Here is a 22,519-nt window from a genome sequence, read left to right on the forward strand (position 1 = left end):
GAGAAGCAGAGAACGGGGCAATGCCGAAGCGGAGTCGGTGATCGAAGCGGGGTCGGTGATCAGAGCGATCAGGGGCGCACCCCTCAGACAGGGATGGCGCCATCCAGCGGGAAGCCCTCGGCCGCCCAACGGCTCAGGCCGCCGTGCAGGTTGGCCACCTGAGCGTGACCAGCCTTCAGCAGTTGCTGGGTGGCAAGGGCGGAACGACTGCCGGAATGGCAGACCACCACCAGCGGTCGACCGGTGGGGATCTCGCTGGAGCGGCCTTCAAGCTCCGGCAGGGGGATCAGCAGGCTGCCGGCCACCCGGCCGTCGGGGCCGTTGAATTCCTCCGCAGAGCGCACATCGAGCACGGTGAGATCGCTCTGATGGGCAACCACCCAGGCCGGTGTGAGTTCAGGCAGGCCGGCGTAGCTGCGGGTCAGGGGCGCCCAGGCGGGAACGGCCGCCAGCTCGCGTGGCTTGCCGGAGCGCATGTTGCCGGGCAGGGCTTCGGCGATCTTGTGGGGATGGGGAAGCTTCATCGCCTCCATGTGGCCGACGAAATCCCGCTCGGTGGCATTGCCACCAAGCCTTGCGTTGAAGACCTTCTCCTCGGCAACGGAGGTCACGCTGCGGCCGGTGTAGTCGTGGCCGGGGTAGAGCAGACAGGCCTCGGGCAGAGAAAGGATCTGCCCCGTGATCGAGGTCCAGAGGGTGTGGGCGTTGCCCTGCTGGAAGTCGCAGCGGCCGCAGCCGCGGACCAGCACGGCATCGCCGGTGAAGGCCTTCGCCTGGTCATCGAGCACGTAGGTGAGGCAACCGTCGGTGTGGCCGGGGGTGGCGCGCACCTCCACGGAGCGCTCGCCGAAGGGAACCCGATCACCGTGCCGCAGTGGCAGGCTCACGTACTCGGCACCGACAGCAGCGGCAAGGCCAATGGCACTGCCGGTGGCGGCGTGCATCAGCCAGCTGCCCGTCACGTGGTCGGCATGGGCATGGGTGTCCAGGCAGGCCACCACATCGATGTCCAGTTCACGGATCAGGGCAAGATCGCGGTCGTGCTGCTCGAAGACCGCATCGATCAGCAGGCCCTGGCGGCTGCGCACATCGGCCAGCAGGTAGGTGAAGGTGCCGGTGTCGCCGTCGAAGAGCTGGCGGAAGAGCAGGCTGCCGCCACCGGCGGCGGCGGCGAGGGAAAGAACAGACGCGGGAGCGACGGCCATGGGTGGTCCATCAGCAATTGCTATGACTTTAACAGCATAAGGTGTATGCAAACAATGCTCGTTAAGCCGCAAGCCGTCATTTGCTCCAGCTTCGGTGCATAATGCTGCAAGCGACATATCTGATTGCCATGGCTGCGCCCGTTGCCGGATCCCTGCCGAGCCCCCAGCTCGTCGAAGAACTCAGTGGTTTCTTCCGTCTGCTGAGCGAACCGGCACGCCTGCAACTGCTCTGCCAGCTCAAACAGCAAGGAGCCATGGATGTGGCCTCCCTGGTGGAGGCCACGGGTTTCAGCCAGTCCCACATCAGCCGCCAGCTGGGGCAGCTGCAACGGGCTGGTCTGGTGCGTTGCGAGCGGGATGGGGTGCGGCTGATTTACGCCGTTGCCGATCCCTTGGTGGATGAACTCTGCAATCTGGTGCAGGGGCGTCTGAGACAACGGTTTGAGGAGCAGCTCCGGCAGCTGCAGCCGGTCTGATGGACACCATCCGTTTCGCGCGTCCGCAATCGTCCTGAACGGAACCCTCAGGCCTTTTTCATCGCCAGGCCCAGCGCCCGCAGTGGCAGGAGCAGATGGGACATGGGGAGCTCCGGCGGTGGGGGTTAACGCGGCTGGGTGGGGGTCAAAGTCCCACTAACCGATCGCTGGAGCGGTGAGCGCCACGGGGGTGCTGGAACTGGTGGCCAGATCCAGCGGGAAGTTGTGGACGTTGCGCTCGTGCATGGCCTCAATGCCCAGCCCACCGCGGTTGAGCACATCGGCCCAGGTGTTGATCACCCGGCCCTGGTGGTCGATCACGGAGTGGTTGAAGTTGAGGCCGTTGAGGTTGAACGAGAAGCTCGCCACCGCCAGTGCCGCGAACCAGATGCCGATCACCGGCCAGGCGGCCAGGAAGAAGTGCAGGCTGCGGCTGTTGTTGAAGGAGGCGTACTGGAAGATCAGACGACCGAAGTAGCCGTGGGCAGCCACGATGTTGTAGGTCTCCTCCTCCTGCCCGAATCTGTAGCCACGGTTCTGGCTTTCGACCTCGGTGGTTTCACGCACCAGGGAACTGGTGACCAGAGAGCCGTGCATGGCGGAGAACAGCGCCCCACCGAACACACCCACCACACCGAGCATGTGGAAAGGGTGCATCAGCACGTTGTGCTCAGCCTGAAGCACCAGCATGAAATTGAAGGTGCCGGAAATTCCGAGCGGCATGCCGTCGGAGAAGGAGCCCTGGCCGATCGAATACACCAGCAGCACGGCGGTGGCGGCGGCCACGGGCGCTGAATACGCCACGGCGATCCAAGGGCGCATGCCGAGCCGGTAGCTCAGCTCCCATTCACGCCCCATCCAGCAGAAGATGCCGATCAGGAAGTGAAAGATGATCAGTTGGTAGGGGCCACCGTTGTAGAGCCACTCATCAAGGCTGGAGGCAGCCCAGATCGGGTAGAAGTGCAGGCCGATGGCATTGGAACTGGGCACCACCGCGGCGGTGATGATGTTGTTGCCATAGAGCAGGCCGCCGGAAACGGGCTCACGGATGCCGTCGATATCGACGGGTGGGGAGCCCACGAAGGCGATCACGAAGCAGACGGTGGCCGCCAGCAGGGTGGGGATCATCAGCACGCCGAACCAGCCCACATAAAGGCGGTTCTCGGTGCTGGTGACCCAGTCCTTGAAGGACCCCCAGGAGAGACCCGGGAGGCGGCGTAGGGATGTAGTGACCATGGTGCCGAAACACGAAGGACGGGGGAGAAGCGACCGCTCGCCACAGGGACGACGGTTCACCGCCAACGGCGCTCAGAGAAGGAACCGGCTGTGCAGACGCACAAGCAGGCATCACGTGAGTGTAGTTATGCGGTTTTGCGCTTAAACCCACATGCATACTAACGCTGATATCCGTGCCCGCGCGTGCCTCCCCCTTTCAGCGCCTATTGGCAGACCGACATAGGGTCAAGAGGCCCGCAACCTCTCCAAACCATGGCCTTTTCATCAGGGTGGGAGCCCAGGCTTCGCGCCGTTGGAGCCGCCGCTGTCGTGCCAGCGAGACTGCTGGCTCGTCTGCTGGGCGCGGCGCTGGCAGTGGTGATGTTCACAGCCGGCCTGTCGCTGCTGCCAGGGGCTGGCATGGCGGAGGGACAGGCCATGGCGGGGGGCTCCCCCCAGCGCTGGACGCTCAGTGATGCGGCCGGCCAACGCTGGGGCCTGGTGTTGTTCGAGCAACCCGATCACATCTATCCCGCAGGCCCGCGCTTACGCCTGAATGCCCTGACGCCCGGTCTCCAGATCGATCACCTACGCCCCTTGCAGGTCGACGACGGAGCGGGTCATCAATGGCAACTGCCCAACCTCAGCGAGGAGCTGGTGGCGGCAGAAGAGACGGCACTACCGCAGGGAGCCGCCCAGTTTGATGCGGCTGGCCTGATGCCTGCCCCCAGCGACTTACGGCCCCTACGCCTGCTGGTGCCGGTTGCCAATGGGGGCGCCGATGTTGCGCTCATGCTCGGAGCGGATCCCACCAAGCAACTGGCCCGTCGAGCTGCTGACCTTTGACAGCCCACCAGCGACCTTTGAACCGGCATGGCAAGGGCGGGATTCACACCACACCCCATATCACACCATGGGATTATGATGGTGTGAACACATCAATACGGAGGAGCGGGCCATTCAGGCAGTTTTTGAAATAGTCAGATTCTGATCAGATCTTGCCCGCAAGCCAGCCAACATCTGGGACCACCACACCCAACGACTTTGATGCAGGACCTGGTTTCTCCCTCCCGATTGTCTCGGTTGTGGAGTGGCTATTGGCGTGGCTCTCCATCCGCATCAAGATGAAGAGGGCATGAATCCCTGGAATATTCTCTCAGTTCGTAGCGATCACACGTATTCGTTGTGCATCACCCCCCTACCCCATGTTTAGGTCTGCCATGACTTCCATAACTCCCAACTCCAAGTCCATAGGCAATGCTTCCCAGACCACGAGCGAGCGTGTTCGGATCATGCAACGTCAGCCACGCCGCATCTCCATCACCATCAGCCATCAGGTGTATCAAACCCTCCTGAACCGCTCGGAAGAGGAGGGTCGTTCCATGTCCAATCTCTGCGCCTTCCTGCTGGAGGAAGTGCTCCACCAGCAAGCGCCCGCTCCTGCACACAGCCAGGCCTATGCTCAGCCCCCAAGCACCAGCGAAAGAAGCCAACCGCAGCACAGCCACTCGATGCCTGTGGGAGTGTCTGCAACGAACGGTGCTTATGTCTGAGCCGCCCAATCGCGGCGGTGGCAGTAACCCCCAGGCACCTCTCAGGCCATCGCCTGCGTCTGCTGATGGGGAAGATCAAGGCAATAGCCCATGCCATAGATCGTTTTGAGAAAACGGGGGCGGTGCGGCTCCGGTTCGATCTTGGTTCTGAGGTGACGAATGTGGGTGCGAATGCACTCAATGTCGTCACCGCTGGGGTGGCCCCACACCTCCTTGAGAATCACCCCCCACGACACCGCCTGGCCATGGCGTTGCAGCAGACAGTGCAGCAGTTCGAATTCCAGCCTGGTGAGGCGTATCGGCTGGTCAAACCACTGCACCTCCAGCTGCTCAGGGCAAAGCGTGAGAGGTCCGAAAGAAAGGATTTCCGGTGTGACCAAGGCCAGCGGCGGTTCCAGCTGGTGGCGCAGCAGCGCCCGGATGCGGACGAACACCTCCTCCACCTGGAACGGCTTGGTCACGTAGTCGTCGGCGCCACAGTTGAAGGCCTTGATCTTGTCTTCCTTGCTGGCCAGTGCCGTGAGCACCATCACGGGCAAGCGGGCGGTGCGCTGATCACGGCGGAGGCGCTGCAATACCGAGAGGCCGTCCAGCTTGGGCAGCAGCAGGTCGAGCACGATCAGATGGGGCTGGTGCTCCATGGCCATGGCCTGGCCGTGGTAGCCGTCACCGGCGTGCAAAATGCGCCAGCCCACCTGCTCCAGCAGCGGGGTGAGCACCTCGACCACCTCCGGCTCATGGTCGATGAGTTGGATCAGGGGTTGCACGCGCAACAGAAGGTACTGCAGGAGGAACTGAGTCAATGCTGCAGACCTTCATCATCAAGTGAGTGGAATGTCTTGATAAAGAAATACTGAAGCTCCTGATTTGCTTATGATTTCAATCAACACTCTTTCGGTTTCTCAGCATCCGCCCTGCCTCGGCCCCAGTCACTGACTTGGATTTGCCCCCGGTCCTGGCCTCAGTCACCCTTTTGCACCGTGTCGCGCCGTGCTGCCGACCGTGGGTGCGTCCTCCCCGCTGCGCTCAGTTCGGCATCGTTACAAATTCCTCAGAAACGGTGGGGTGCAACGCCATGGTGCGATCGAAATCCGCCTTGGTGGCTCCCATGCCGATGGCGATCGCCGCCATCTGAATGATCTCGGCGGCGTGCTCGCCCACCATGTGGCAGCCCACCACCTTGCCGGTGGCCACCTCCACCACCAGCTTCAGCAGGCAGCGGGGGCCGCTCTTGGGCAGGGCCTGCGCCATCGAGCGGAAGCGGGCCCGATGAATGCGGATGCCATCGGCGCCGAAACGCTCGATCGCCGCTTCTTCGCTGAGACCCACGGTGGAAAGCTCCGGCTGGCTGAACACGGCGCTGGCCACCAGCTCGTGATCCACCTGGCGCGGCTTGCCGCCAAAGACGCTGTCAGCGAAGGCGCGGCCCTCATCCACCGCCACCGGCGTGAGGTTGATGCGATCGGTCACGTCGCCCACCGCATAGATGTGGGGCACGTTGGTGCGTTGATCGGCATCCACCGGGATGCGGCCCGCCTCGCTGGCCACACCGGCAGCTGCCAGATGCAGCGGCTCCAGCCGGGGCCGGCGGCCGGTGGCCAGCAGCACACCGCCGCAGGCCAGCTGCTCGCCGTCCTGGGTGGTCACCTGCAGATCACCGGGGGTGCCGCTGATGGCGGCAGGGCTGTGGCTGAAGCGGATCTCGATGCCGGCCTCCTCCATCCCCTCGCGCACGGCGCCGGCCAGCTCGAGGTCAAAGCCCCGCAGCAGGTGATCGCCACGCACCAGCTGAGTGACGGCCACGCCCAGGCCATTGAGGATGCAGGCGAACTCACAGGCGATGAAGCCCGCACCCACGATCACCACCCGCTGGGGCAGTTCCTCCAGCAGGAACATGTCGTCGCTCACCCAGGCCAGCTCGGCGCCCGGCAGCACCGGCCGCTGGGGCACACCACCAGCGGCGATCAGCACCCGCTCCGCCCGCAGGCGGCGGCTGGCGGTGGTGGCGGCTGCCTCACCGGTGATGTCTTCACTGGCCACCACGTCCACGTGATGGGAATCAGCGAAGCGGCCCCAGCCGCGCACCAGCTCCACACCGGCCTTCTCGAGAAAGCTGATGTGCAACGCATTGAGCCGGTCGACCTCGGCGCGCACATTGGCCAGCAGCCGTGCCGGCTCGCAGTGGGCGGCCTCCACCGTCCAGCCGAACGCCTCGGCGTCGTGAAGGATGTGGCGGTAGGCCGAGCCATACACCAACAACTTCTTGGGCACACAACCGCGGATCACGCAGGTGCCGCCCACCCGATCGCCTTCAAGCACCGCCACCCGGGCGCCGTAGGAGGCAGCGCGCTTGGCCGCTGCCAGGCCGCCGGAGCCGGCGCCGATCACAACCAGATCGAAGCCGTCTTCAGCGGGTTGGGGGGAAGCAGTCACGGCTGATCGGAGCACGATGGCTTCAATCATGCAGGGCGGGGCGTGCCCCCGTGCCGGCCTGGCACTCAGCTCGGCAGCTCATCGAGCTGGCAGGTCTGCAGGTCGCAGCCGCTCAGGTCGGCGCCGCGCAGGTCGGCCTGCCGGAGATCGGCGCCATACAGGCAGGCCCCCACAAGGCGGGCCCCCTGCAGCCGCACCCCGGAGAGGCGGGCAAAGCTGAGGTCAGCGTCGGTGAAATCGGCACCGCTCAGGTCGGTGGGCTGATCCTGCCCAGGGCGGAAATCCGCCTCCACCAGCCGCGCCTGACGCCACACGCTGCCGGCCGCCGCAATGCCCCGCAGGCAGCTGCGATGCAGAGCAGCGCCATTGAATTCCGCACCCTGCATGCGGGCGCCGGAGAGATCGGCCTCCTGCCAGGAACTGCCGTGGGCCCTGAGCTGGCGCATGTCAGCGCCCCACAGCAATGCCTGCTGGAAACAGGCTCCTTCCAGCTGGCTGCCGCGCAGATCGGCGTGGCCGAGCCGGATGGCCCGAAACTGGCCGCCCCGCAGGTCGCAACCCGCGAGCACAAGCTCCACCGCATCGGCTTCAGGCAAGGCCAGACCTGGAAACGCCCGTTCACCGGCCGCCAAGGAGAGGCGCAGGTCGTTGATGGTGGCGGGCAGCCGGGTAGGCATTCAGAGGCTGGTGGAGAGGGCGTCGAGTTGCTGGCGGCGGGCTGCGAGCAGGAGGTCCTGGCAGGCGGCGATCAGCTGGAACACGTTGGGATCAATCACTTCGTAGAACACCAGGCTGCCTTCCGGCCGCCGCCGAACCACACCGGCAATCATGAGCAGCTTGAGGTGCTTTGACACCAGTGCCTGGCTGAGGCCGGTCTTTTCAACCACCGCCGTGACGTTCAGGGGGCCGTGGCGCAAACACTGGAGCACGAGCAAACGACTGGGCTCAGAAAAGACCTTGAAGTGTTCTGCCAGAGCTTCCATCATGCCTTCACGCCCTTCCACCGCCTTCGTGTCCAGACGCTCACGTACTTGGTGAGCCTACAGCTCGCAGGGTCAACTCCTCTTGCCGGGCTGCCTAGCGGCAAGGCAGTGGGTTTGCGCCGTGGAAACTAAGCACACCAGAGAACGGCACAAGAGTTGAGTTCAGTTGAGGCACCACGAAAGCCTCTACCTATCCGCAATCGCTGCTCGTCGAGCGAGCAACCATCATCAGCACCATCTTCACGCGAAGGTGTACTGAGCCAATCCTATTGCGTGGGCTGGGATGCGCGAGCTGGCCTCGCGCTTGATGCTCGGTGCCGCCGTCTTCACCTTCAGCTGAACCTGAACGTTGCCGCGATCAATGCCGCTGATCATGCCGCTGAAAATGCCTGAGCAGGATGGAGTGATCACTAACCTCGACTTAGATCACAAGAGTCTGCATGATCCATGTGAAGCGATAGAAATCATCCTCACACCGAACAACCGATGCCCAGCGCGACATCGCCCACACCGTTGACTGGTGCGAACCAGTGGCAAAACCAACAGGAAAGTCAGGAAACAAATCCGCTGACCCTCCTGCAGACTTCAGGAACACCTGCCTGGCCAGACGGCAAAACCTAACGACCATCCGCACCCTCTCCACGGCCATGTCAGGGATCACTGAGGCGCACACAACCGCCACCGCCCCCAAACCGGCGTCTGCGATCAGCGAACTTGCAGTGCTCCCCCCAGCTGCTAACAGCATGTGGCCTGCACAGAGCAGAGGTTCTGAGGATCGTTTTGAGCGGCCCGTTGCACGATGACTGCGTCAGCTGATGAGCGACGAGAGGTTGTTTTTGGAAAGCAGCAATTCATCTTCCAGGCACTGTCGTAAGTGCTGGGTCATCTGCTGCATCAGGACCCTAAACGACTGTTGCTGTTCGGCATAGGTTGCGCTGTAGACGATGCCGATAACGTCCTCTTCAATCGGGGCTTGATCAAGCATGCAATAGACATAGGGCTTGGGCAGAGTATTCACCTGAAGTTGGTTCACCACCCTGGCCACGGTGTAGTCGTGCTGGCGAGGTTTACGGATCGTTGCCGGGAGGATGCGGTAACCATTGGTTTCCAGGCGACGCACCAGACGCGGATGATGAAGTGTTGGCTCCAACGCCAAGCGTTCAGAATCATTGATGCCGAGTGTTGCCGCCGTATGGCGTGGGGCCAACCGCCAGAGCGGTGTACGCACCAATGCCTCCGCCAGCATCTGCTGGCCACGAAAGTGCACAATCTTGCGACCCCGCTCCAGATCCAGCTCGTAGATGGAGCCAACGAACGCATCACAAACCCGCTCACTAAGCAGTTGCAGGCTTCGGGAGATGTCCGCATGGGTGCGCGCCCAGCGCTCCATCATGAAGCCATTGCCACCAAATCGAATGAAGGGATCAGCCTCCACCCGGCACACACCCTCGGCTGTGCGCATCTTCTGAGCTGCCATCCGCAGGGTATCGAGCAGATCATAAAGATGGCGGCCCTCCGCCTTGGCGAGCAATTCTTCCAGACAACGATGGGCCCGGTTCAAGGTGGCCTGGGAGTATCTGCTATCCGCAGCGGCCCGGTTGCAACTTCCCGCGTAGGAGCACAGCTCGTAGAGAGGAAGCCACCGCATCACCATCCTGGTGTCTAGCCGTTCATTCATGCGGGCAGGCACGGAAGCAGAAGAATCTGCCACCACTCAACAGCCTGATGGAGCCATTAGCGTAATTCTTGCTCAGAAGTTGACCAGCTTTTGGCGAGTATGCAGAAAATAGTTAAGCCGCATTACTTGTTAATGCCAATAGTCCGGTACTTGAGGGCCACTCCTGGCGTGATTGGCAGCTCCCAGGCCCGAAGGGCTGGGATTGTCCGGAACGGCCACGTCTTGCTGGGTGAACCGGCTATCCACATTCTTCATGAAGTCAGATGATGAAATCCACTCCTCTTGCAGTGGGCAGTCCTTGGGTCATTGCATTTCCAATTCTCCATCCATGGCGTCTTGGTGGCGCTTCCCCAGGAAGGGGCAGACACTGTGACAAATGATCCATGAAATTGTGCTGTTTGTTGCGCGAGTCGGCTTGGCTTTGGTTATCCATTCACCATGAACCCTGCGGGGGGACATGGGCCCGTGTGAACCGGTGCGCGTCAGGACCCTGAGGTGCTCTGCCTGGTCGGCACAGCCAGAGAGTGACGGCCCTTCTGAACCTGACCCAGCCGGCCTGATCGGTCCCAGTGCGGTTCGGCAGACCTGCCCTGCCCTCTACCGTGAATGGACGCACTCCACCACGTCCCTTGCCGGACCCTTCCACCATTCCCCTGAGCTGGCCGGAGCTGGAAGCGCTGGCACCTGACCCCCCCGACAGGGTGGAGGGTCCGTGCAATGCCCAATCGCGGCTGCGATTGTTCGGGCAGCCGGAGAGTGCCGTGCGCGTCACCCTGTACAGGGACCATCACGCCTGGTGCCCCTACTGCCAGAAAGTGTGGCTGTGGCTGGAGGAGAAACGGATCCCCTACAGGGTCCGCAAGGTCACGATGTTCTGCTACGGCGAGAAGGAGGCCTGGTACGGGAACCTGGTTCCCTCCGGCATGCTGCCTGCCGTCGAGCTGGATGGCCGCCTCCATACCGAGAGCGACGACATCCTCGCGGCGTTGGAGCAGGCCTTCGGGCCTCTCGGCGATGGGCTGCTGAATGCGCGCGTGCTGCCCTTGCGCCAGCTGGAGCGGGAGCTGTTCCGGGCCTGGTGCCTCTGGCTCTGCCGGCCCGGCCTCACCCCCCGCGCCGAACAGCTCGCCGCTGAAGCCTTCGATCGGGTGGCCGAACGGGTCGATGGCGCCCTCGCCACCACTGCCGGCCCCTATTTCCTTGAGCGCTTCGGCACCGCCGATGTGGTGTTCACTCCCTACATCGAGCGCATGAGCGCCAGCCTCTACTACTACAAGGCCTATGCCATCCGGCAGCGGCACGGCGCCATCGCCCGCTGGTTCGAGGCCATGGAAACCCGGGAGACCTACCGGGGCACCCAGAGCGACTTCCACACCCACGCCCACGACCTGCCACCCCAGATGGGGGGGTGCCACCCCAGCGGCACGCCCGCCCAGCAGGCAGCGGCCGAGCGGGTCGACCATGGACCCTGGCCGCTCGGTGCGCCCGATCCGGAAACCTCTGTCCCCGAGCCCGCCGCTGCGGCAGCTGAAGCGCTGCAGCGGATGCTGCGGCACCGTCACACCCTGGCCAGCGTGAATCCCGCCCCGCCCGAAGCCTTCGATCTGGCGCTGCGCTGCGCGCTCACAGCCCTGGCGCGCGACACGCCCTGCCCGCTGCCTGCCGGGATCGATCCCGGTGCTGTGATGGGTCTGCGCTATCTGCGCGACCGCATCAGCGTGCCGCGGGACATGTCGCTCCATGCAGCCCGGCGCCTGCGTCAGGCACTCACCGCCACCGCCGACAGCGCCATCGTGGCGATGGCGGCAGGCACGGCCGCTGCCATTCCCGCTGCGCCGGCACTCCCGTTGCGCCACCGCCGCGACCAGAATCCCGCCGCCTTCCATCGCGAAGCGACGCTCACCAGCGACAGCCGCAGCGTGGCAGGGCGGAACCGGCCATGACCATCAGCCTGGAGCTGCTCGCACAGCTGCCTCTGGCGTTCACACTGCCGGACATCAGCACCGAGCAGCTGCAGGGGCTGCTGAGCCGCTGGGGCTACCTGGTGGTGTTTGCCGGCATGCTGCTGGAGAACGCCGGTCTGCCGCTGCCCGGTGAAACCCTCACCCTGCTGGGGGGCTACGCCGCCGGCAGCGGCCAGCTGCAGGTGGGGGGTGTGATCGGCGCCGCCCTGGTGGGTGCGGTGATCGGCGACAACCTGGGCTATCTGGTGGGGCGGTGGGCCGGCTGGACGCTGGTGCTGCGGGTAGGCCGCCTGCTGGGCCAGCGGCCCGAGCAGATGGAAGTGCTGCGGCGCCGATTCCTCCGCCATGCGGATGCCTCGGTGCTGCTCGGGCGCTTCGTTGCCGTGCTGCGGGTGATCGCCGGTCCCCTGGCCGGCGCGGTGGGCATGCCCTATGGCCGTTTCCTGCTGTTCAACTTCGCCGGTGCCGCCCTCTGGTCCACCACGATGGTGTCCCTGGCCTGGCTGGGCGGGCGCTGGATTCCCCTGGATCGCATGCTCTCGAGTGTGGTGGGCTTCGGCCTCGGCGCCCTGCTGCTGATCGTGCTGATCCTGCTGCTGCCCCGCCTGCTGAGCCGCCTGGAATCGCCCCTGCTGGAATCTGCCGCGCCGCAAGCCGCAGTGCCCCCCAGCAATGCCGGCCCCAGCGACCCTGCCACCCCCTGAGGCGCTCCGCGCTCCGCCCATGCTCCACCCCACCCGCAGGCGCCTTGGCGTCCTCCCACGCACCTGGCGATTCAGCGACATGCAACGCCGCCTCGCACCGGCAACGGGAGCGCTGGTGAGCGTGGCGCTGCTGCTGGCTGCCGCGCTGCCCCCGGCCACGCTTGAGCGCCAGGCAGCAGCGGTGGAAATCCGCGGCTCCACCTACTTCGTGAAAGCCCCGTTTCAGCTCAGCCTGATCACCTACAGCTCGAACGTCTCCCAACCCTGGCCGGAGTACTACCTCACGATTCCGATGCCGGAGCAGGCCGGTGCGGCGCTGGGAGCGCTGGAGGTTCAGCAGATCGGTGGTGCCGACTGGCAATTCGACTTCGACGCCAGCCGCACCCGCGCCTTCATCGGCAAGCCGCGCCGCGAAGGCAGGTCCGTGCCGGTGGAGGCAAGCTTCGATGAGGCGCGGCGTCAGTTTCTGATCCGCTTCCCCCAGCCGCCCATGCCCGGCGAAACCGTGACCGTGTCGCTACGGCCCGTGCGCAACCCGGTCGTGGCCGACACCTACCTCTACACGGTGCGGGCGTTTCCGGTGGGGCCGCAGCCGGTGGCCAGCCCCGTGGGGGTGGGCCGGGTGCGCATCTACACCCCCGACTGGTATTGATCCGGCTGCGGCAGCAGGTCTTCGCTGCTCTGGTGCAGCTCGAAATCCTCGAAGCTGAAGCCCGGCGCCACGCAGCAGTGCACCAGGGTCCAGGCGCCGCTGCTGCGGGCCGCCTGCCACCAGCCGGCCGGGATCAGCTGAAACGGCGCCTGCTGCGGACGGTCCGGGTGGCGCGGGCCGAGTTCGAGCTGCTCTGGCGGCGCGATGGCGGGATCCTCTGCCCCACGCCAGAGCAGCAGCGGCGAACCGGCCAGGTGATGCCAGCTCTCCTCGGCGCCGTTCACCCGGTGCCAGCGGCTGGTCACCCCCGCCGGCAGCAGGAAATGAATGACGGTGAAGGCGGCGCGCGCGGCGCCGTCCTCGCGGTGCACCTGCAACGGCGAGCGATGGATCTCCCGGTAGAAGCCGCCCTCCGGGTGGGGCAGCAGGTTGAGCTCGGCGATCAGCTCGTTCATCACGGCGGCAGGGGGGCAGGAGACGGGGCGGTTTCGCCCACCCGATCGAGGTCGGCCAGGCCGAGCACCGCCTCGGGATGGAGATACCACTTGAATTCCAGCCAGTTGCCGGCCGGATCAATCAGGAAGAAGCTGCGGTGCTCCAGCATCTCGCCGGCAAAGCGGGTCTTGGCAGAGACCCCGAAGCGCAGCTGCTGCTGCCGTGCCCGCTGCTCAAGGGCCTCATAGTGGCTGGCGTCGGCAACAATCAAGCCGAAGTGGCGCGGGTAAATGCCCCGCTGCGGCGGATCAGACCCCTCAGCACCCTCGGCCGGCACGAGATGGGCCACCAGCTGATGGCCACCGAGGCCCAGCACCAGGGCCGTGGCGCTGCGGCGGCCGCGCCGGCAGCCAAGGCCCTCCACATACCACCGTTCGGTGGCGTCGAGGTCGAACGCCGGAAACGAGAGATGGAACAGCGCCTGCGCGGTCATGAGGGGAAAGCGCCGGCGCGGTCATCACAGAGTGGGACACACACGCTCGGACCAGCCTGAAGGCTTGCGTTCAGAGCCGGCGGCGGAAGCCTTCGCTGAAGCCCGCGTTGGAGGAACGCTCGTCGTCGCTGGAGCGGCGCAGTTGCCAGACATTTCGACCGATGCGCTCGGCCACCACACCGGCACGCCGTACCCGGGGAGCGCCGGGGCGGGCGCCCAGCAACAGGCCCACCTCATGGGTGGAGAGGGGAGCGCCGGTGCTGATCGCCAGCGCGATCGCTTCAAGCCGCCCCTTCATCGACTGGAGCTGCACCGGGCTTTCCAGATCGAAGCCATCGGCCTGGGCCACCGGCAGGCCGATCGCCGCGCCGCCCATGCCGCGCATCAGACCCAGACCCACCACCGCCAGCGCCTGCTCCGGCTTGACGCCCTGATCGATCGCGCCGGCGATCCAGCTGGCGAACGACCCATCCCCGCCGCCGTTCGGGTCGCGCGGGATCGGCGTGGTGGATCCGGTGGTGGCAGCGGCGGAGCTGGTGCGCTTGGTGGTCATGACCGGAAAGAGACACACGTGGCCGGAAATTACCGGTTCAACTGCGTTTCAACCAGTGGGGGGCGCCACTGAACCAGTCGCCGATGTCATCGTGATCGGGATGAAATGGGGCTGCAGGATCGGGATCGGCAAGATCCAGATCGCTCAGCAGGCGATCCAGGCCATCGTCTGCGTCGTGCAGACGCCGCCGCTCGGTTCGGCGCACCCAGCTGGCCACGGCGCCATCGCGGCTGGCGAACTTCTGGAGATAGATGCGTTCCTGCAGGGTCACCGGTTGGGCCGCTTCGATGCGGCGCAGGATGGCTTGCAGCTTCAAGCGGGTGGTGGGGGTGAGCATGGCGAGCGATGCAGCGGCAGGCCCCTGTGTTAGCGGCGCTGGCGGACGCTGCTGTAGCCCTTCCCACCGAGCCCCGCGCAGCCAGGACTGGTGGGGGCCGAACGGTAGGATCCGCACCAGTTGAACGCCCCACGTCCAGGGGAATCGGCCTGCGGTGCACAGGCGCGGCGGAGGCGAATCCAGCCGATTGCATCCCGTCCGCCGATCGATCCCACTGCCAGCGAACGTGTCCTTCAGCCCCGGCGACTCCAGAGCGCAGCCCGCCCGCCGGTCCAGCCTCACGCGTCTCACCGGCAGCCATAGCCCCTCGATTCAGCTGGGCGCGGAGATCGAGCTGAGGGCCTACGTGTTCCTCGATTCGCTGCAGCCCCAGCTGGCGGCCTACATGGGCACGGTGTCGCAGGGGTTCCTGCCGATCCCCGGCGATGCCTGCCTCTGGCTGGAGGTGGCACCGGGCATGGCGGTGCACCGCCTCACCGACATCGCCTTGAAGGCCAGCACCGTGCGGCTCGGCCAGAAGGTGGTGGAGCGGGCCTTCGGCTCGCTGGCGCTCTATCACCGCGATCAGAGCAGCGTGTTGCTCTCCGGCCAGGCGGTGGTGGATGCCATGGGCACCACGGTGGAGCGGCGCGGGCGTTGCGAGGTCACCTGGTCGGAGATCATCCGCGCCATCACCCCCGACCATGCGGTGCTGATCAACCGCCAGAACCGCCGCGGCTCGATGATCCAGTCGGGCATGAGCATGTTCATCCTGGAAACCGAGCCCGCCGGCTACGTGCTGATCGCCGCCAACGAGGCAGAGAAGTCGTCGAACATCACCGTGGTGGATGTGAAAGCCGTGGGCGCCTACGGCCGCCTCACCCTTGCGGGCCGCGAAGGCGATGTGGATGAAGCCTATGCCGCAGCCATGCGCGCGATCGAGGTGATCAACCGCTAGACGCCACCCTGGCCGAAGGGTGTGGCGCTGGTGATCCGCTGCGGACAGGCTCCGCAGCCGGCAGGGCTCAGACGCCCAGCAACCGGCGCAGCTCCGGGGCCAGCTGGCGGGCGGCCTTGGCGCGGCTGCCGAGCTTCTCGAGCTGATGGGTGCTCATCTCGGCCAGCGTGCAGCCGGCCTCGCGCACATGCAGCAGCGTGTTGTAGCCATAGCCAGGGGCCTGCACCGGGCGGGTAAGGATCTCGCCGCGGCAGATGCCCTCGGCTTCCAGCACGGTGCGGCCGCTGGGATCCGCCAGCGCCAGCGCCGACACGATTGCGGCGCTGCGGTAGGGGGTGTCACCAAGCTCCTGCAACAGCCGGCTGACGCGCTCGGCATCGCTGGGGGCGTAGCGGGCCGAGTAGATGCCCGGCGCGCCGCCCAGGGCATCGACACACAGCCCGGAGTCATCGGCCAGGGTCCAGCGGCCGGTGAGGGCGGCCACGGTTTCCGCCTTGAGCCGGGCGTTCTCGGCGAAGGTGGCGCCCGTTTCCTCCACCTCGAGCCCGTCGGGCTGAGGGAGCACCTGCAGACGAGCCGCCTCCAGCATCGCCGCAAGCTCGCGGATCTTGTGCCGGTTGCTGCTGGCGATCACCAGCAGCGGCCCCCCATCACCAACGGCGCGGATCACCGGCTGGCGGGAGCCGGAGCACGCTTCTGACGCGGCAGCGGGCCGTCGCGGTCGGAGCGGAAGATCAGCTCCAGGCCTGCGGCATGCAGCGGCAGCAGATCAATCAGGGATTGCAGGGTCTGGCGGGTGAGCGGTGCGCCCTTGGTCATGGCTTCGCCGCTCATCAGCACCACATCCAGTTCGGGGCCATCCGACTGAGGCTGCACATCGGCGAACAGCTGCACCGCCAGCCCCTGGGGCGGCACGCGCAGCAGGCCACTCAGGTGGACGGGCCCCTGCTGATCGATTTCGGTGCCCAGCTGAACGAGCGCAGGCAGCAGAACGGGAATCAGATCCTGTTCCGCCGCCGGCCCGCGGGGCTTGAGAACCATGATCAATCGAGCCATGGGGGTCAGCGAATCCCCGCATCTTCGCTCAGCGTTCGCCCAAGCTGGCGCGGGCGCGGGCGAGCGGGGAGGCCAACCAGAGGGCTGTGGCTCAGCCCGGAGTGGCAGCGGCATGCGGCGGCTGCGCAGGCCGACGCCTTCAGCGGTGCTCGATCAACTCCGCTGTGGAGTAACGGATCTTCGCCAGGCTGGCGTACTTATCATCGGCAGAGCGGTAGCCGGCGGCGCAGACCACTGCGCTGCGGTAGGGGGAGGCTTCAAGCCCAAGCAGCCGGTCGTAGTCGGGGGGAGAAAAGCCCTCGATCGGGCAGGTGTCGATGCCGAGCAGCGCGGCCGCCGTCATGAAGGTCCCAAGGGCGATGTACAGCTGGTTGGTGGACCACTGATCGATCAGGGCGCTGCGGGGACCATCGAGCAGGTCTTTCTGCATCATCGAGCGATAGAAGGCCAGCTGCTCGATCGGCTGCTCGCGGATCGTGCTGGTGGCCTCGATCAGGCGATCGAGATCGGCACCGTCGATCGTGCGCTTGGCCAGGAACACCACCAGATGGGAAGCGTCGGTGATCTGCGACTGGTTCCAGGAGAAGGGACGCAGCTCACTGCGCAGGGCAGGATCCTCGATCACCAGGAACTTCCACGGCTGCAGGCCGTAAGAGGAGGGGCTGAGCACCAGCGACTGCTCAAGGTTGCTCCAGAGCTCAGCGGGAATGGTGCGCGCGGCATCGAACATCTTGGTGGCGTAGCGCCACTGCAGAGCCTCCAGCACGGTGAGGGGGTCGGTGGCGGGAGTGGGACGCATGCAAGGTGGTGCCGGGTTGAGGCGATTCTGGCCACAGGTGGTGGGTTTGGCCGGCCGTGATCGATAGGCTGAGCCAATGGAAAGGCCGCCTGGCTCTGATCGGGAGGCGCTAGGGCAGAAGCGCCAGTGGGAACTCAACCGCGCCAATTTCGAAGGCCACTGGCAAGGGCCCACCCGCTGGTATCTCCGTCAGCCCAGCGGTTTTGATTTCCAGCGGCCTTCGCTGGACATTCCCCAGAGCACCTATGCCATTGCGTTCAGCGATGCCGACCACGGCACCTGGCACGGCACCGGCCTGCGCTTCGCCCCTGGCAACGAGCGGATCCTGCCGCTGAGCCGCAGCACCTACAACAGCAGTGGCAGCTGCTGGCAATTCCCCGGGGCGGGAGGCCAGTCGAGCCTGACGATGACCGGTGACGTGGCCCGCTGCGGCCACGAGATCAACCTGTTCAGCGGCCGCTCCCGCTCGATGCTGATCGCTCTGTTTGAGCCGATGAGTGACGGCTCCGTCCAGCTTGAATCGGTTGGCGCCACAGCGTTCCGGTGCCAGCGGGGCTCGATCGATCCGCCGCGGGGGCCGCTGGCTTCCGCTGACGAGCTGCTGGAACGGGTGTGCGGCTGGCCGGGTGAGCGGCACGTGCTTGAACCGGGGGTCTGGCCGGAGGAGCCCTCCGCTGCCGCGCCGATCACTGGCTTTGAGCCGGCTGCGTTCGCCCTCCATTGCCACACCGCCGCCTTCGACGACAACCTGGTGTGCTCGCTGCCCGATCGCCTGCCCGCCGGACCCTTTCAGCTCCAGTTCGGCTGCCTGCTGCGGGCCGATCACTTTGCGCAGGTCTGCCTCAGTTTTGACGCCGCCCATCACCTGAGCCGCTGGGAATTGAGCCGGCACCAGCCACCGTGAGCGCCATGACCCACGTGGCGAACCCTGCAGCGCTGATGGGCGGAGGAGGTGGCGAAAACCGACCCTTCACGCCGCTTATCCGAAATGACTATGACTTAATCTGACCGCGACGACGCCCCCAGGCGTTGCAGCGATCTGTACGTTCCGCATTCCCTTTCATGGCTGTCATCGACCGTGTTCCCAGCGTGATCTTCAAGACACGCGTGCGCGACGAATCCGTGGAGGGCCCCAACCCCTTCCGCTGGCAGGATCTGAGCACCGACGACCTGTTCAAGGGCAAGAAAGTGGTGGTGTTCTCCCTGCCCGGGGCCTTCACCCCCACCTGCTCCTCCAACCACCTGCCCCGCTATGAGGAGCTCTCCGCCGAGTTCCAGGCCCTGGGTGTGGATCAGATCGTGTGCGTCTCAGTGAACGACGCCTTCGTGATGTACCAGTGGGGCAAGCAAGTGGGCGCCGACAAGGTGTTCCTGCTGCCTGACGGCAACGGCGAATTCACCCGCAAGATGGGGATGCTGGTGGAGAAGAGCAATCTGGGCTTCGGTCTGCGCTCCTGGCGCTATTCGATGCTCGTCAATGACGGCACGATCGAGAAGCTGTTCGTGGAGCCCGGCTACGAAGACAACTGCGCCAGCGATCCGTTTGAAGTGTCGGATGCCGACACCATGCTTGCCTACCTGAAGGGCACCCAGTCGCCCGGCGTGTCAGCACCGGTGCGTGCCTTCGTGGGCTGATCGCCTCAGCTGAGCTTCCGGGCTCACCTGTTCTGCTTGCCCAGCGGTTTGCCGCTGGGCTTTTTTCTTGGCTGAAGGATGTCCGAGGGAAACGATTGCGGCCCGTGGAATTCTTGAAAGCCGGGCTGAATCCTTATGAGGCTGGCGGCACCCATCAGCTCCTTGCAACGCCAATCAGCTCCGTGCAACACCATGGCGCTGATGGCCGCAGCCTCTCGCTTTTGACGCACCATTGCATCCTTGACAGCACCATGTCGATCGTGGCGGCACCTGTCAGCTGATCGACTCCGGCTCGGCAACGCTCTCTTTGCGGGCGCCACCGATCAGCTGCTCCACGAACAGCTTCAGCAGCAGTGATACCAGGCCGGCACCGGCCAGCACCAGGGCCGCGCCATAGGCCAGTTCGGTGTTGTACTGCTTGTAGGCATCTTCGACGAACAGCGGCAGCGTCTGGGTCTGGCCGGCGATATTGCCGCTCACCACGGCCACCGCGCCGAATTCTCCCAGGGCGCGGGCTGTGGTGAGGATCAGCCCGTACACCACCGCCCAGCGCACCGAAGGCAAGGTCACCTTCCAGAACACCTGCCAGTTGGAGGCGCCGAGGGTGCGCGCCGCCTCTTCCTGGTCCCAGCCTTCCTCCTCCAGCAGCGGAATCACCTCCCGCGCCATGAACGGAAAGGTGACGATGATCGTGGCCAGGGCCATGCCGGGCCAGGAAAAGATGATCTTCCATCCCAGGCTGCTGACCACACCACCGAGCAGTCCGTTGGTGGGGCTGTAGAGCAGCACCAGCATCAGGCCCACCACCACCGGTGAGATCGAGAAGGGAAGGTCGATCACACTGAGCAGCAGGGCTTTGCCGCGGAACTGGCGCCGGGCGATGGCCGTGGCCGCCGCCAGGCCGAACACCGTGTTGGCCGGCACGGCGATGGCGGTGCAGCGCAGCGTCAGCATCACTGCCGAGCGCAGTTCCTCGGATTGCACGTTGTCGATGAAGGGTGCCAGCCCCTTGGCGAAGGCGCCGGCCACCACCTCCAGAGCTGGCAGCAGGATGATCACGCCCACATAAAGCATGGCGATCACGGGAATCAGGCTGGCAGCCTGAAACTTGGGCACAGGCAGGCGCAAACCACGCAACGGTGAAGGCATCGGAATCTCAGGGGTAACGATTCAAGGGCTGATTGGATGGAACGGGCTGAACGCAGCCAACGAACTGCTCACAGCCACCGCACTGCTCAGGCGCCGGTGGCTGGGTTGGCTTCCCAGTGGCGTCCCCACACCTGCAGGCCGTTGATCATCAGCAGGCTCACCAGCGAGAAGCCGAGCATCACCATGCCAATCACGGTGGCGGCTTCGAAGTCATATTCCTCGAGCTTCTGGATGATCAAGGTGGGGGTGATCAGATCCTTGAACGGCACGTTGGAGGAGATCATCACCACCGAGCCGTATTCCCCCACGGCGCGGCTGTAGCCCTGGGCCACACCGGCCAGGATCGCGGGCATCAGCTGCGGCAGCACCACCTTGGTGAGGGTTTGTCTGGGGCTGGCCCCCAGGCACCAGGCGGCTTCCTCCTGGTCGCGTTCCAGGGCCTCGAGCACCGGCTCCACGCTGCGCACCACGAAGGGCAGGGAGATGAACACCATCGCGATCGCCACGCCCAGCCAGGTGAACGACACCTTCAGCCCGAACAGAGCGAACAGGGGACCGCCGATCCAGCCGTTGGTGCTGTAAATCGCCGCCAGGGCCAGACCCGCCACGGCGGTGGGCAGGGCGAAGGGGAGGTCGATCAGGGCATCGAGCAGGCGCCGGCCGGGGAAGCTGCAGCGCACCAGGGCCCAGGCGATCACCAGCCCGAACACCCCGTTGAGCAGGGCGGCCAGCAGCGACAGGCCGAAGCTGACCCGGTAGGTGGCCAGTGCTTCGGGGGTCGTGGCAAGCCGCCAGAACTGATCCGGGCTCACGGAGGCGGCCTTGAGGGCCAGGGCTCCGAGCGGCAGGAACAGCACGAAGGCCATGTAGAGCCAGGTGATCCGCCACGACCAGCTCAATTGCAGCCAGCTGGGCAGCTCCAGTCGTCGGGCTCGGACCAGCAGGACAGGAGTCATGGCGGAAGACGGCAGCGGTTGGCGGGACCGTATCACCGTTTGCCGATTAGTTCAACGGTACGTCGGTGGGAAATAGGACTATTGCTGTAGCGTGCGGCGGTCGTTCACCGCCTCCCTCTGTCATGGGCATCCGCGTTGCCGGTGTGAGCAAACAGTTCGGTTCTTTCCGCGCCGTCGACGATGTCAGCCTTGACGTGGAAACGGGTTCGCTGGTGGCTCTGCTGGGGCCGTCCGGTTCAGGCAAAAGCACCCTGCTGCGCCTGATCGCCGGCCTTGAGGAGGCTGACGACGGCCGCATCTGGATCACCGGCGAAGAGGCCACCAGCCGCTCGGTGCAGGATCGGCAGGTGGGCTTCGTGTTCCAGCACTTCGCCCTGTTCAAGCACCGCAGCGTGCGTCAGAACGTGGGCTTCGGGCTGGAGCTGCGTGGCTGGAGCCCTGCCACGATTCGACGCCGCGTCGATGAACTGCTGGAGCTGGTGCAACTGCAGGGGTTCGGCAACCGCTACCCCTCCCAGCTCTCCGGCGGCCAGCGTCAGCGGGTGGCCCTGGCCCGTGCGCTGGCGGTACAGCCCCGTGTGCTGCTTCTGGATGAACCGTTCAGCGCTCTCGACGCCAAGGTGCGCAAGGAACTGCGCGCCTGGCTGCGCAACCTGCACGACGAGATGCACGTGACCACGGTGATCGTGACCCACGACCAGGAAGAAGCCATGGAGGTGGCGGATCGCATCGTGGTGATGAACAACGGCAGGGTCGAGCAGATCGGCTCCCCCGCGGAGATCTACGACCAGCCGGCCAGCCCCTTCGTGATGAGTTTCGTGGGTGCGGTGAACGTGCTGCCGGCCCACGTTCCACTGGCCCCCAGTGGTGCCGCTGTTGCAGGCGGTGCCGCCGAGGCGACCGCTGCTGCCGTTGCCGGCGAGCAGCAGCAGAAAGGCAATCTGTTCATCCGCCCCCATGATCTGGAGCTGCACCGCACCGCCCAGAGCGGCAGCGTGCCGGCGGTGCTGCGCCGGCTCACTCACATGGGCCGTGACATCCAGGCCGAACTGGTGCTCGGCAGTGGCGAGGTGGTGATGGCCCAGCTGCCACGCGAACGCATCGACTACCACGACCTCAAGGCCGGCGATGCCCTGCACATCACCAGCCGGGAAGCGCGCACCTTCGTGTCCGACTTCGTGATCTGAGCCTCAGCTCCGGGCGGGCGCGGTGGCAGCGCACCTGGCCGGGCCTGATGGAGCAGCAGGCGGGCCAGGCCCTGCTCCTGAACCAGCAGTGCGTCCAGCACGTCCTGGCGATCGCGGCT

The 22,519-nt window shown here is 65.5% G+C and carries 27 protein-coding genes; 10 read left to right on the forward strand and 17 right to left on the reverse strand.

Annotation, left to right across the window (positions count from 1 at the left end; genetic code table 11):
- Positions 1 to 83 precede the first annotated feature (83 nt).
- Positions 84 to 1,205 carry a rhodanese-like domain-containing protein gene (locus tag CJZ80_RS04150; protein WP_094510830.1) on the reverse strand — a complete coding sequence of 374 codons (1,122 nt, stop codon included), beginning with the start codon at positions 1,203 to 1,205 and terminating at the stop codon, positions 84 to 86.
- 128 nt (positions 1,206 to 1,333) lie between these two features.
- Between CJZ80_RS04150 and CJZ80_RS04155 the strand changes: the two genes are divergently transcribed.
- Positions 1,334 to 1,681, forward strand: a complete 348-nt coding sequence (locus CJZ80_RS04155; protein ID WP_094511052.1) for a helix-turn-helix transcriptional regulator — start codon at positions 1,334 to 1,336, stop codon at positions 1,679 to 1,681.
- A gap of 156 nt (positions 1,682 to 1,837) precedes the next feature.
- On the opposite strand, the gene psbA is transcribed toward CJZ80_RS04155, so the two are convergent.
- The gene (gene psbA / locus CJZ80_RS04160) at positions 1,838 to 2,917 is read right to left on the reverse strand and encodes a photosystem II q(b) protein (protein ID WP_094510831.1); all 1,080 of its coding nucleotides are present in this window, start codon (positions 2,915 to 2,917) and stop codon (positions 1,838 to 1,840) included.
- Positions 2,918 to 3,226: 309 nt separating this feature from the next.
- Here psbA and CJZ80_RS04165 point away from each other — a divergent pair, with 309 nt between their 5' ends.
- Positions 3,227 to 3,742, forward strand: a complete 516-nt coding sequence (locus tag CJZ80_RS04165) for a DUF3122 domain-containing protein (RefSeq protein ID WP_233132797.1) — start codon at positions 3,227 to 3,229, stop codon at positions 3,740 to 3,742.
- A 374-nt stretch (positions 3,743 to 4,116) separates the two neighbouring features.
- Positions 4,117 to 4,449 carry a hypothetical protein gene (locus CJZ80_RS04170; protein WP_233132798.1) on the forward strand — a complete coding sequence of 111 codons (333 nt, stop codon included), beginning with the start codon at positions 4,117 to 4,119 and terminating at the stop codon, positions 4,447 to 4,449.
- 41 nt (positions 4,450 to 4,490) lie between these two features.
- Here the strand turns inward: CJZ80_RS04170 and CJZ80_RS04175 are convergent, their stop codons facing one another.
- The 6 genes from CJZ80_RS04175 to CJZ80_RS04200 all read right to left on the reverse strand — a co-directional run bounded on the left by CJZ80_RS04175 (position 4,491) and on the right by CJZ80_RS04200 (position 9,396).
- Positions 4,491 to 5,216 carry a response regulator transcription factor gene (locus tag CJZ80_RS04175; protein WP_094511053.1) on the reverse strand — a complete coding sequence of 242 codons (726 nt, stop codon included), beginning with the start codon at positions 5,214 to 5,216 and terminating at the stop codon, positions 4,491 to 4,493.
- A gap of 259 nt (positions 5,217 to 5,475) precedes the next feature.
- On the reverse strand, positions 5,476 to 6,882 hold the full coding sequence (gorA, locus tag CJZ80_RS04180; RefSeq protein ID WP_233132799.1) for a glutathione-disulfide reductase: 1,407 nt from the start codon (positions 6,880 to 6,882) through the stop codon (positions 5,476 to 5,478).
- A gap of 65 nt (positions 6,883 to 6,947) precedes the next feature.
- On the reverse strand, positions 6,948 to 7,559 hold the full coding sequence (locus CJZ80_RS04185) for a pentapeptide repeat-containing protein (RefSeq protein ID WP_094510835.1): 612 nt from the start codon (positions 7,557 to 7,559) through the stop codon (positions 6,948 to 6,950).
- The gene (locus CJZ80_RS04190) at positions 7,560 to 7,868 is read right to left on the reverse strand and encodes a metalloregulator ArsR/SmtB family transcription factor (RefSeq protein ID WP_311134124.1); all 309 of its coding nucleotides are present in this window, start codon (positions 7,866 to 7,868) and stop codon (positions 7,560 to 7,562) included. It abuts the gene before it with no gap.
- 237 nt (positions 7,869 to 8,105) lie between these two features.
- Positions 8,106 to 8,240: a hypothetical protein gene (locus CJZ80_RS15780; protein WP_255374107.1), complete on the reverse strand. Its 135-nt coding sequence runs from the start codon at positions 8,238 to 8,240 to the stop codon at positions 8,106 to 8,108.
- 433 nt (positions 8,241 to 8,673) lie between these two features.
- The gene (locus CJZ80_RS04200; RefSeq protein ID WP_144036907.1) at positions 8,674 to 9,396 is read right to left on the reverse strand and encodes a hypothetical protein; all 723 of its coding nucleotides are present in this window, start codon (positions 9,394 to 9,396) and stop codon (positions 8,674 to 8,676) included.
- Positions 9,397 to 10,172: 776 nt separating this feature from the next.
- Between CJZ80_RS04200 and CJZ80_RS04205 the strand changes: the two genes are divergently transcribed.
- From CJZ80_RS04205 to CJZ80_RS04215, 3 genes are all read left to right on the forward strand, one after another.
- Entirely contained in the window at positions 10,173 to 11,486 is a 1,314-nt protein-coding gene (locus CJZ80_RS04205) for a glutathione S-transferase family protein (RefSeq protein WP_094510838.1), read from the forward strand.
- A complete protein-coding gene (locus tag CJZ80_RS04210; RefSeq protein WP_094510839.1) occupies positions 11,483 to 12,211 on the forward strand; it encodes a DedA family protein in 729 nt (242 codons plus the stop codon). The genes CJZ80_RS04205 and CJZ80_RS04210 overlap by 4 nt, the downstream gene beginning before the upstream one ends.
- Positions 12,212 to 12,290: 79 nt before the next feature.
- Complete coding sequence (locus tag CJZ80_RS04215) at positions 12,291 to 12,863, forward strand: DUF2808 domain-containing protein (RefSeq protein ID WP_094510840.1); 573 nt, start codon at positions 12,291 to 12,293, stop codon at positions 12,861 to 12,863.
- On the opposite strand, the gene CJZ80_RS04220 is transcribed toward CJZ80_RS04215, so the two are convergent.
- The 4 genes from CJZ80_RS04220 to CJZ80_RS04235 form a co-directional block, all read right to left on the reverse strand.
- Positions 12,842 to 13,318, reverse strand: coding sequence for a cupin domain-containing protein (locus tag CJZ80_RS04220; protein WP_094510841.1), 477 nt, complete (start codon positions 13,316 to 13,318; stop codon positions 12,842 to 12,844). The genes CJZ80_RS04215 and CJZ80_RS04220 overlap by 22 nt on opposite strands.
- Positions 13,318 to 13,791 carry a VOC family protein gene (locus tag CJZ80_RS04225; RefSeq protein WP_094510842.1) on the reverse strand — a complete coding sequence of 158 codons (474 nt, stop codon included), beginning with the start codon at positions 13,789 to 13,791 and terminating at the stop codon, positions 13,318 to 13,320. The genes CJZ80_RS04220 and CJZ80_RS04225 overlap by 1 nt, the downstream gene beginning before the upstream one ends.
- Positions 13,792 to 13,861: 70 nt before the next feature.
- Positions 13,862 to 14,344 carry a hypothetical protein gene (locus tag CJZ80_RS04230; RefSeq protein ID WP_233132800.1) on the reverse strand — a complete coding sequence of 161 codons (483 nt, stop codon included), beginning with the start codon at positions 14,342 to 14,344 and terminating at the stop codon, positions 13,862 to 13,864.
- 37 nt (positions 14,345 to 14,381) lie between these two features.
- Positions 14,382 to 14,681, reverse strand: coding sequence for a hypothetical protein (locus CJZ80_RS04235; RefSeq protein WP_094510843.1), 300 nt, complete (start codon positions 14,679 to 14,681; stop codon positions 14,382 to 14,384).
- A gap of 226 nt (positions 14,682 to 14,907) precedes the next feature.
- On the opposite strand from CJZ80_RS04235, the gene CJZ80_RS04240 reads away from it, so the two are divergent.
- The gene (locus tag CJZ80_RS04240; RefSeq protein ID WP_094510844.1) at positions 14,908 to 15,618 is read left to right on the forward strand and encodes a BMC domain-containing protein; all 711 of its coding nucleotides are present in this window, start codon (positions 14,908 to 14,910) and stop codon (positions 15,616 to 15,618) included.
- 67 nt (positions 15,619 to 15,685) lie between these two features.
- On the opposite strand, the gene rdgB is transcribed toward CJZ80_RS04240, so the two are convergent.
- The 3 genes from rdgB to CJZ80_RS04255 form a co-directional block, all read right to left on the reverse strand.
- Positions 15,686 to 16,288: an RdgB/HAM1 family non-canonical purine NTP pyrophosphatase gene (rdgB, locus tag CJZ80_RS04245; protein WP_255099495.1), complete on the reverse strand. Its 603-nt coding sequence runs from the start codon at positions 16,286 to 16,288 to the stop codon at positions 15,686 to 15,688.
- Positions 16,285 to 16,659 (reverse strand): hypothetical protein, encoded by a 375-nt coding sequence (locus CJZ80_RS04250; protein WP_144036908.1) that lies wholly within the window; start codon positions 16,657 to 16,659, stop codon positions 16,285 to 16,287. Before CJZ80_RS04250 ends, rdgB begins: the two co-directional genes overlap by 4 nt.
- 154 nt (positions 16,660 to 16,813) lie before the next feature.
- On the reverse strand, positions 16,814 to 17,473 hold the full coding sequence (locus CJZ80_RS04255; protein WP_094510846.1) for an NAD(P)H-dependent oxidoreductase: 660 nt from the start codon (positions 17,471 to 17,473) through the stop codon (positions 16,814 to 16,816).
- Between the two features lie 76 nt (positions 17,474 to 17,549).
- Here CJZ80_RS04255 and CJZ80_RS04260 point away from each other — a divergent pair, with 76 nt between their 5' ends.
- The gene (locus CJZ80_RS04260) at positions 17,550 to 18,377 is read left to right on the forward strand and encodes a hypothetical protein (protein WP_094510847.1); all 828 of its coding nucleotides are present in this window, start codon (positions 17,550 to 17,552) and stop codon (positions 18,375 to 18,377) included.
- A gap of 158 nt (positions 18,378 to 18,535) precedes the next feature.
- A complete protein-coding gene (locus tag CJZ80_RS04265; protein WP_094510848.1) occupies positions 18,536 to 19,108 on the forward strand; it encodes a peroxiredoxin in 573 nt (190 codons plus the stop codon).
- A 273-nt stretch (positions 19,109 to 19,381) separates the two neighbouring features.
- On the opposite strand, the gene CJZ80_RS04275 is transcribed toward CJZ80_RS04265, so the two are convergent.
- Complete coding sequence (locus CJZ80_RS04275; RefSeq protein WP_094510850.1) at positions 19,382 to 20,257, reverse strand: sulfate ABC transporter permease; 876 nt, start codon at positions 20,255 to 20,257, stop codon at positions 19,382 to 19,384.
- A gap of 86 nt (positions 20,258 to 20,343) precedes the next feature.
- Positions 20,344 to 21,213, reverse strand: coding sequence for a sulfate ABC transporter permease subunit CysT (gene cysT / locus CJZ80_RS04280; protein WP_094510851.1), 870 nt, complete (start codon positions 21,211 to 21,213; stop codon positions 20,344 to 20,346).
- Positions 21,214 to 21,335: 122 nt separating this feature from the next.
- On the opposite strand from cysT, the gene CJZ80_RS04285 reads away from it, so the two are divergent.
- Positions 21,336 to 22,400 carry a sulfate/molybdate ABC transporter ATP-binding protein gene (locus CJZ80_RS04285; RefSeq protein WP_094510852.1) on the forward strand — a complete coding sequence of 355 codons (1,065 nt, stop codon included), beginning with the start codon at positions 21,336 to 21,338 and terminating at the stop codon, positions 22,398 to 22,400.
- Positions 22,401 to 22,519 lie beyond the last annotated feature (119 nt).

The organism is Synechococcus sp. MW101C3 (assembly GCF_002252635.1).
GTDB lineage: Bacteria > Cyanobacteriota > Cyanobacteriia > PCC-6307 > Cyanobiaceae > MW101C3.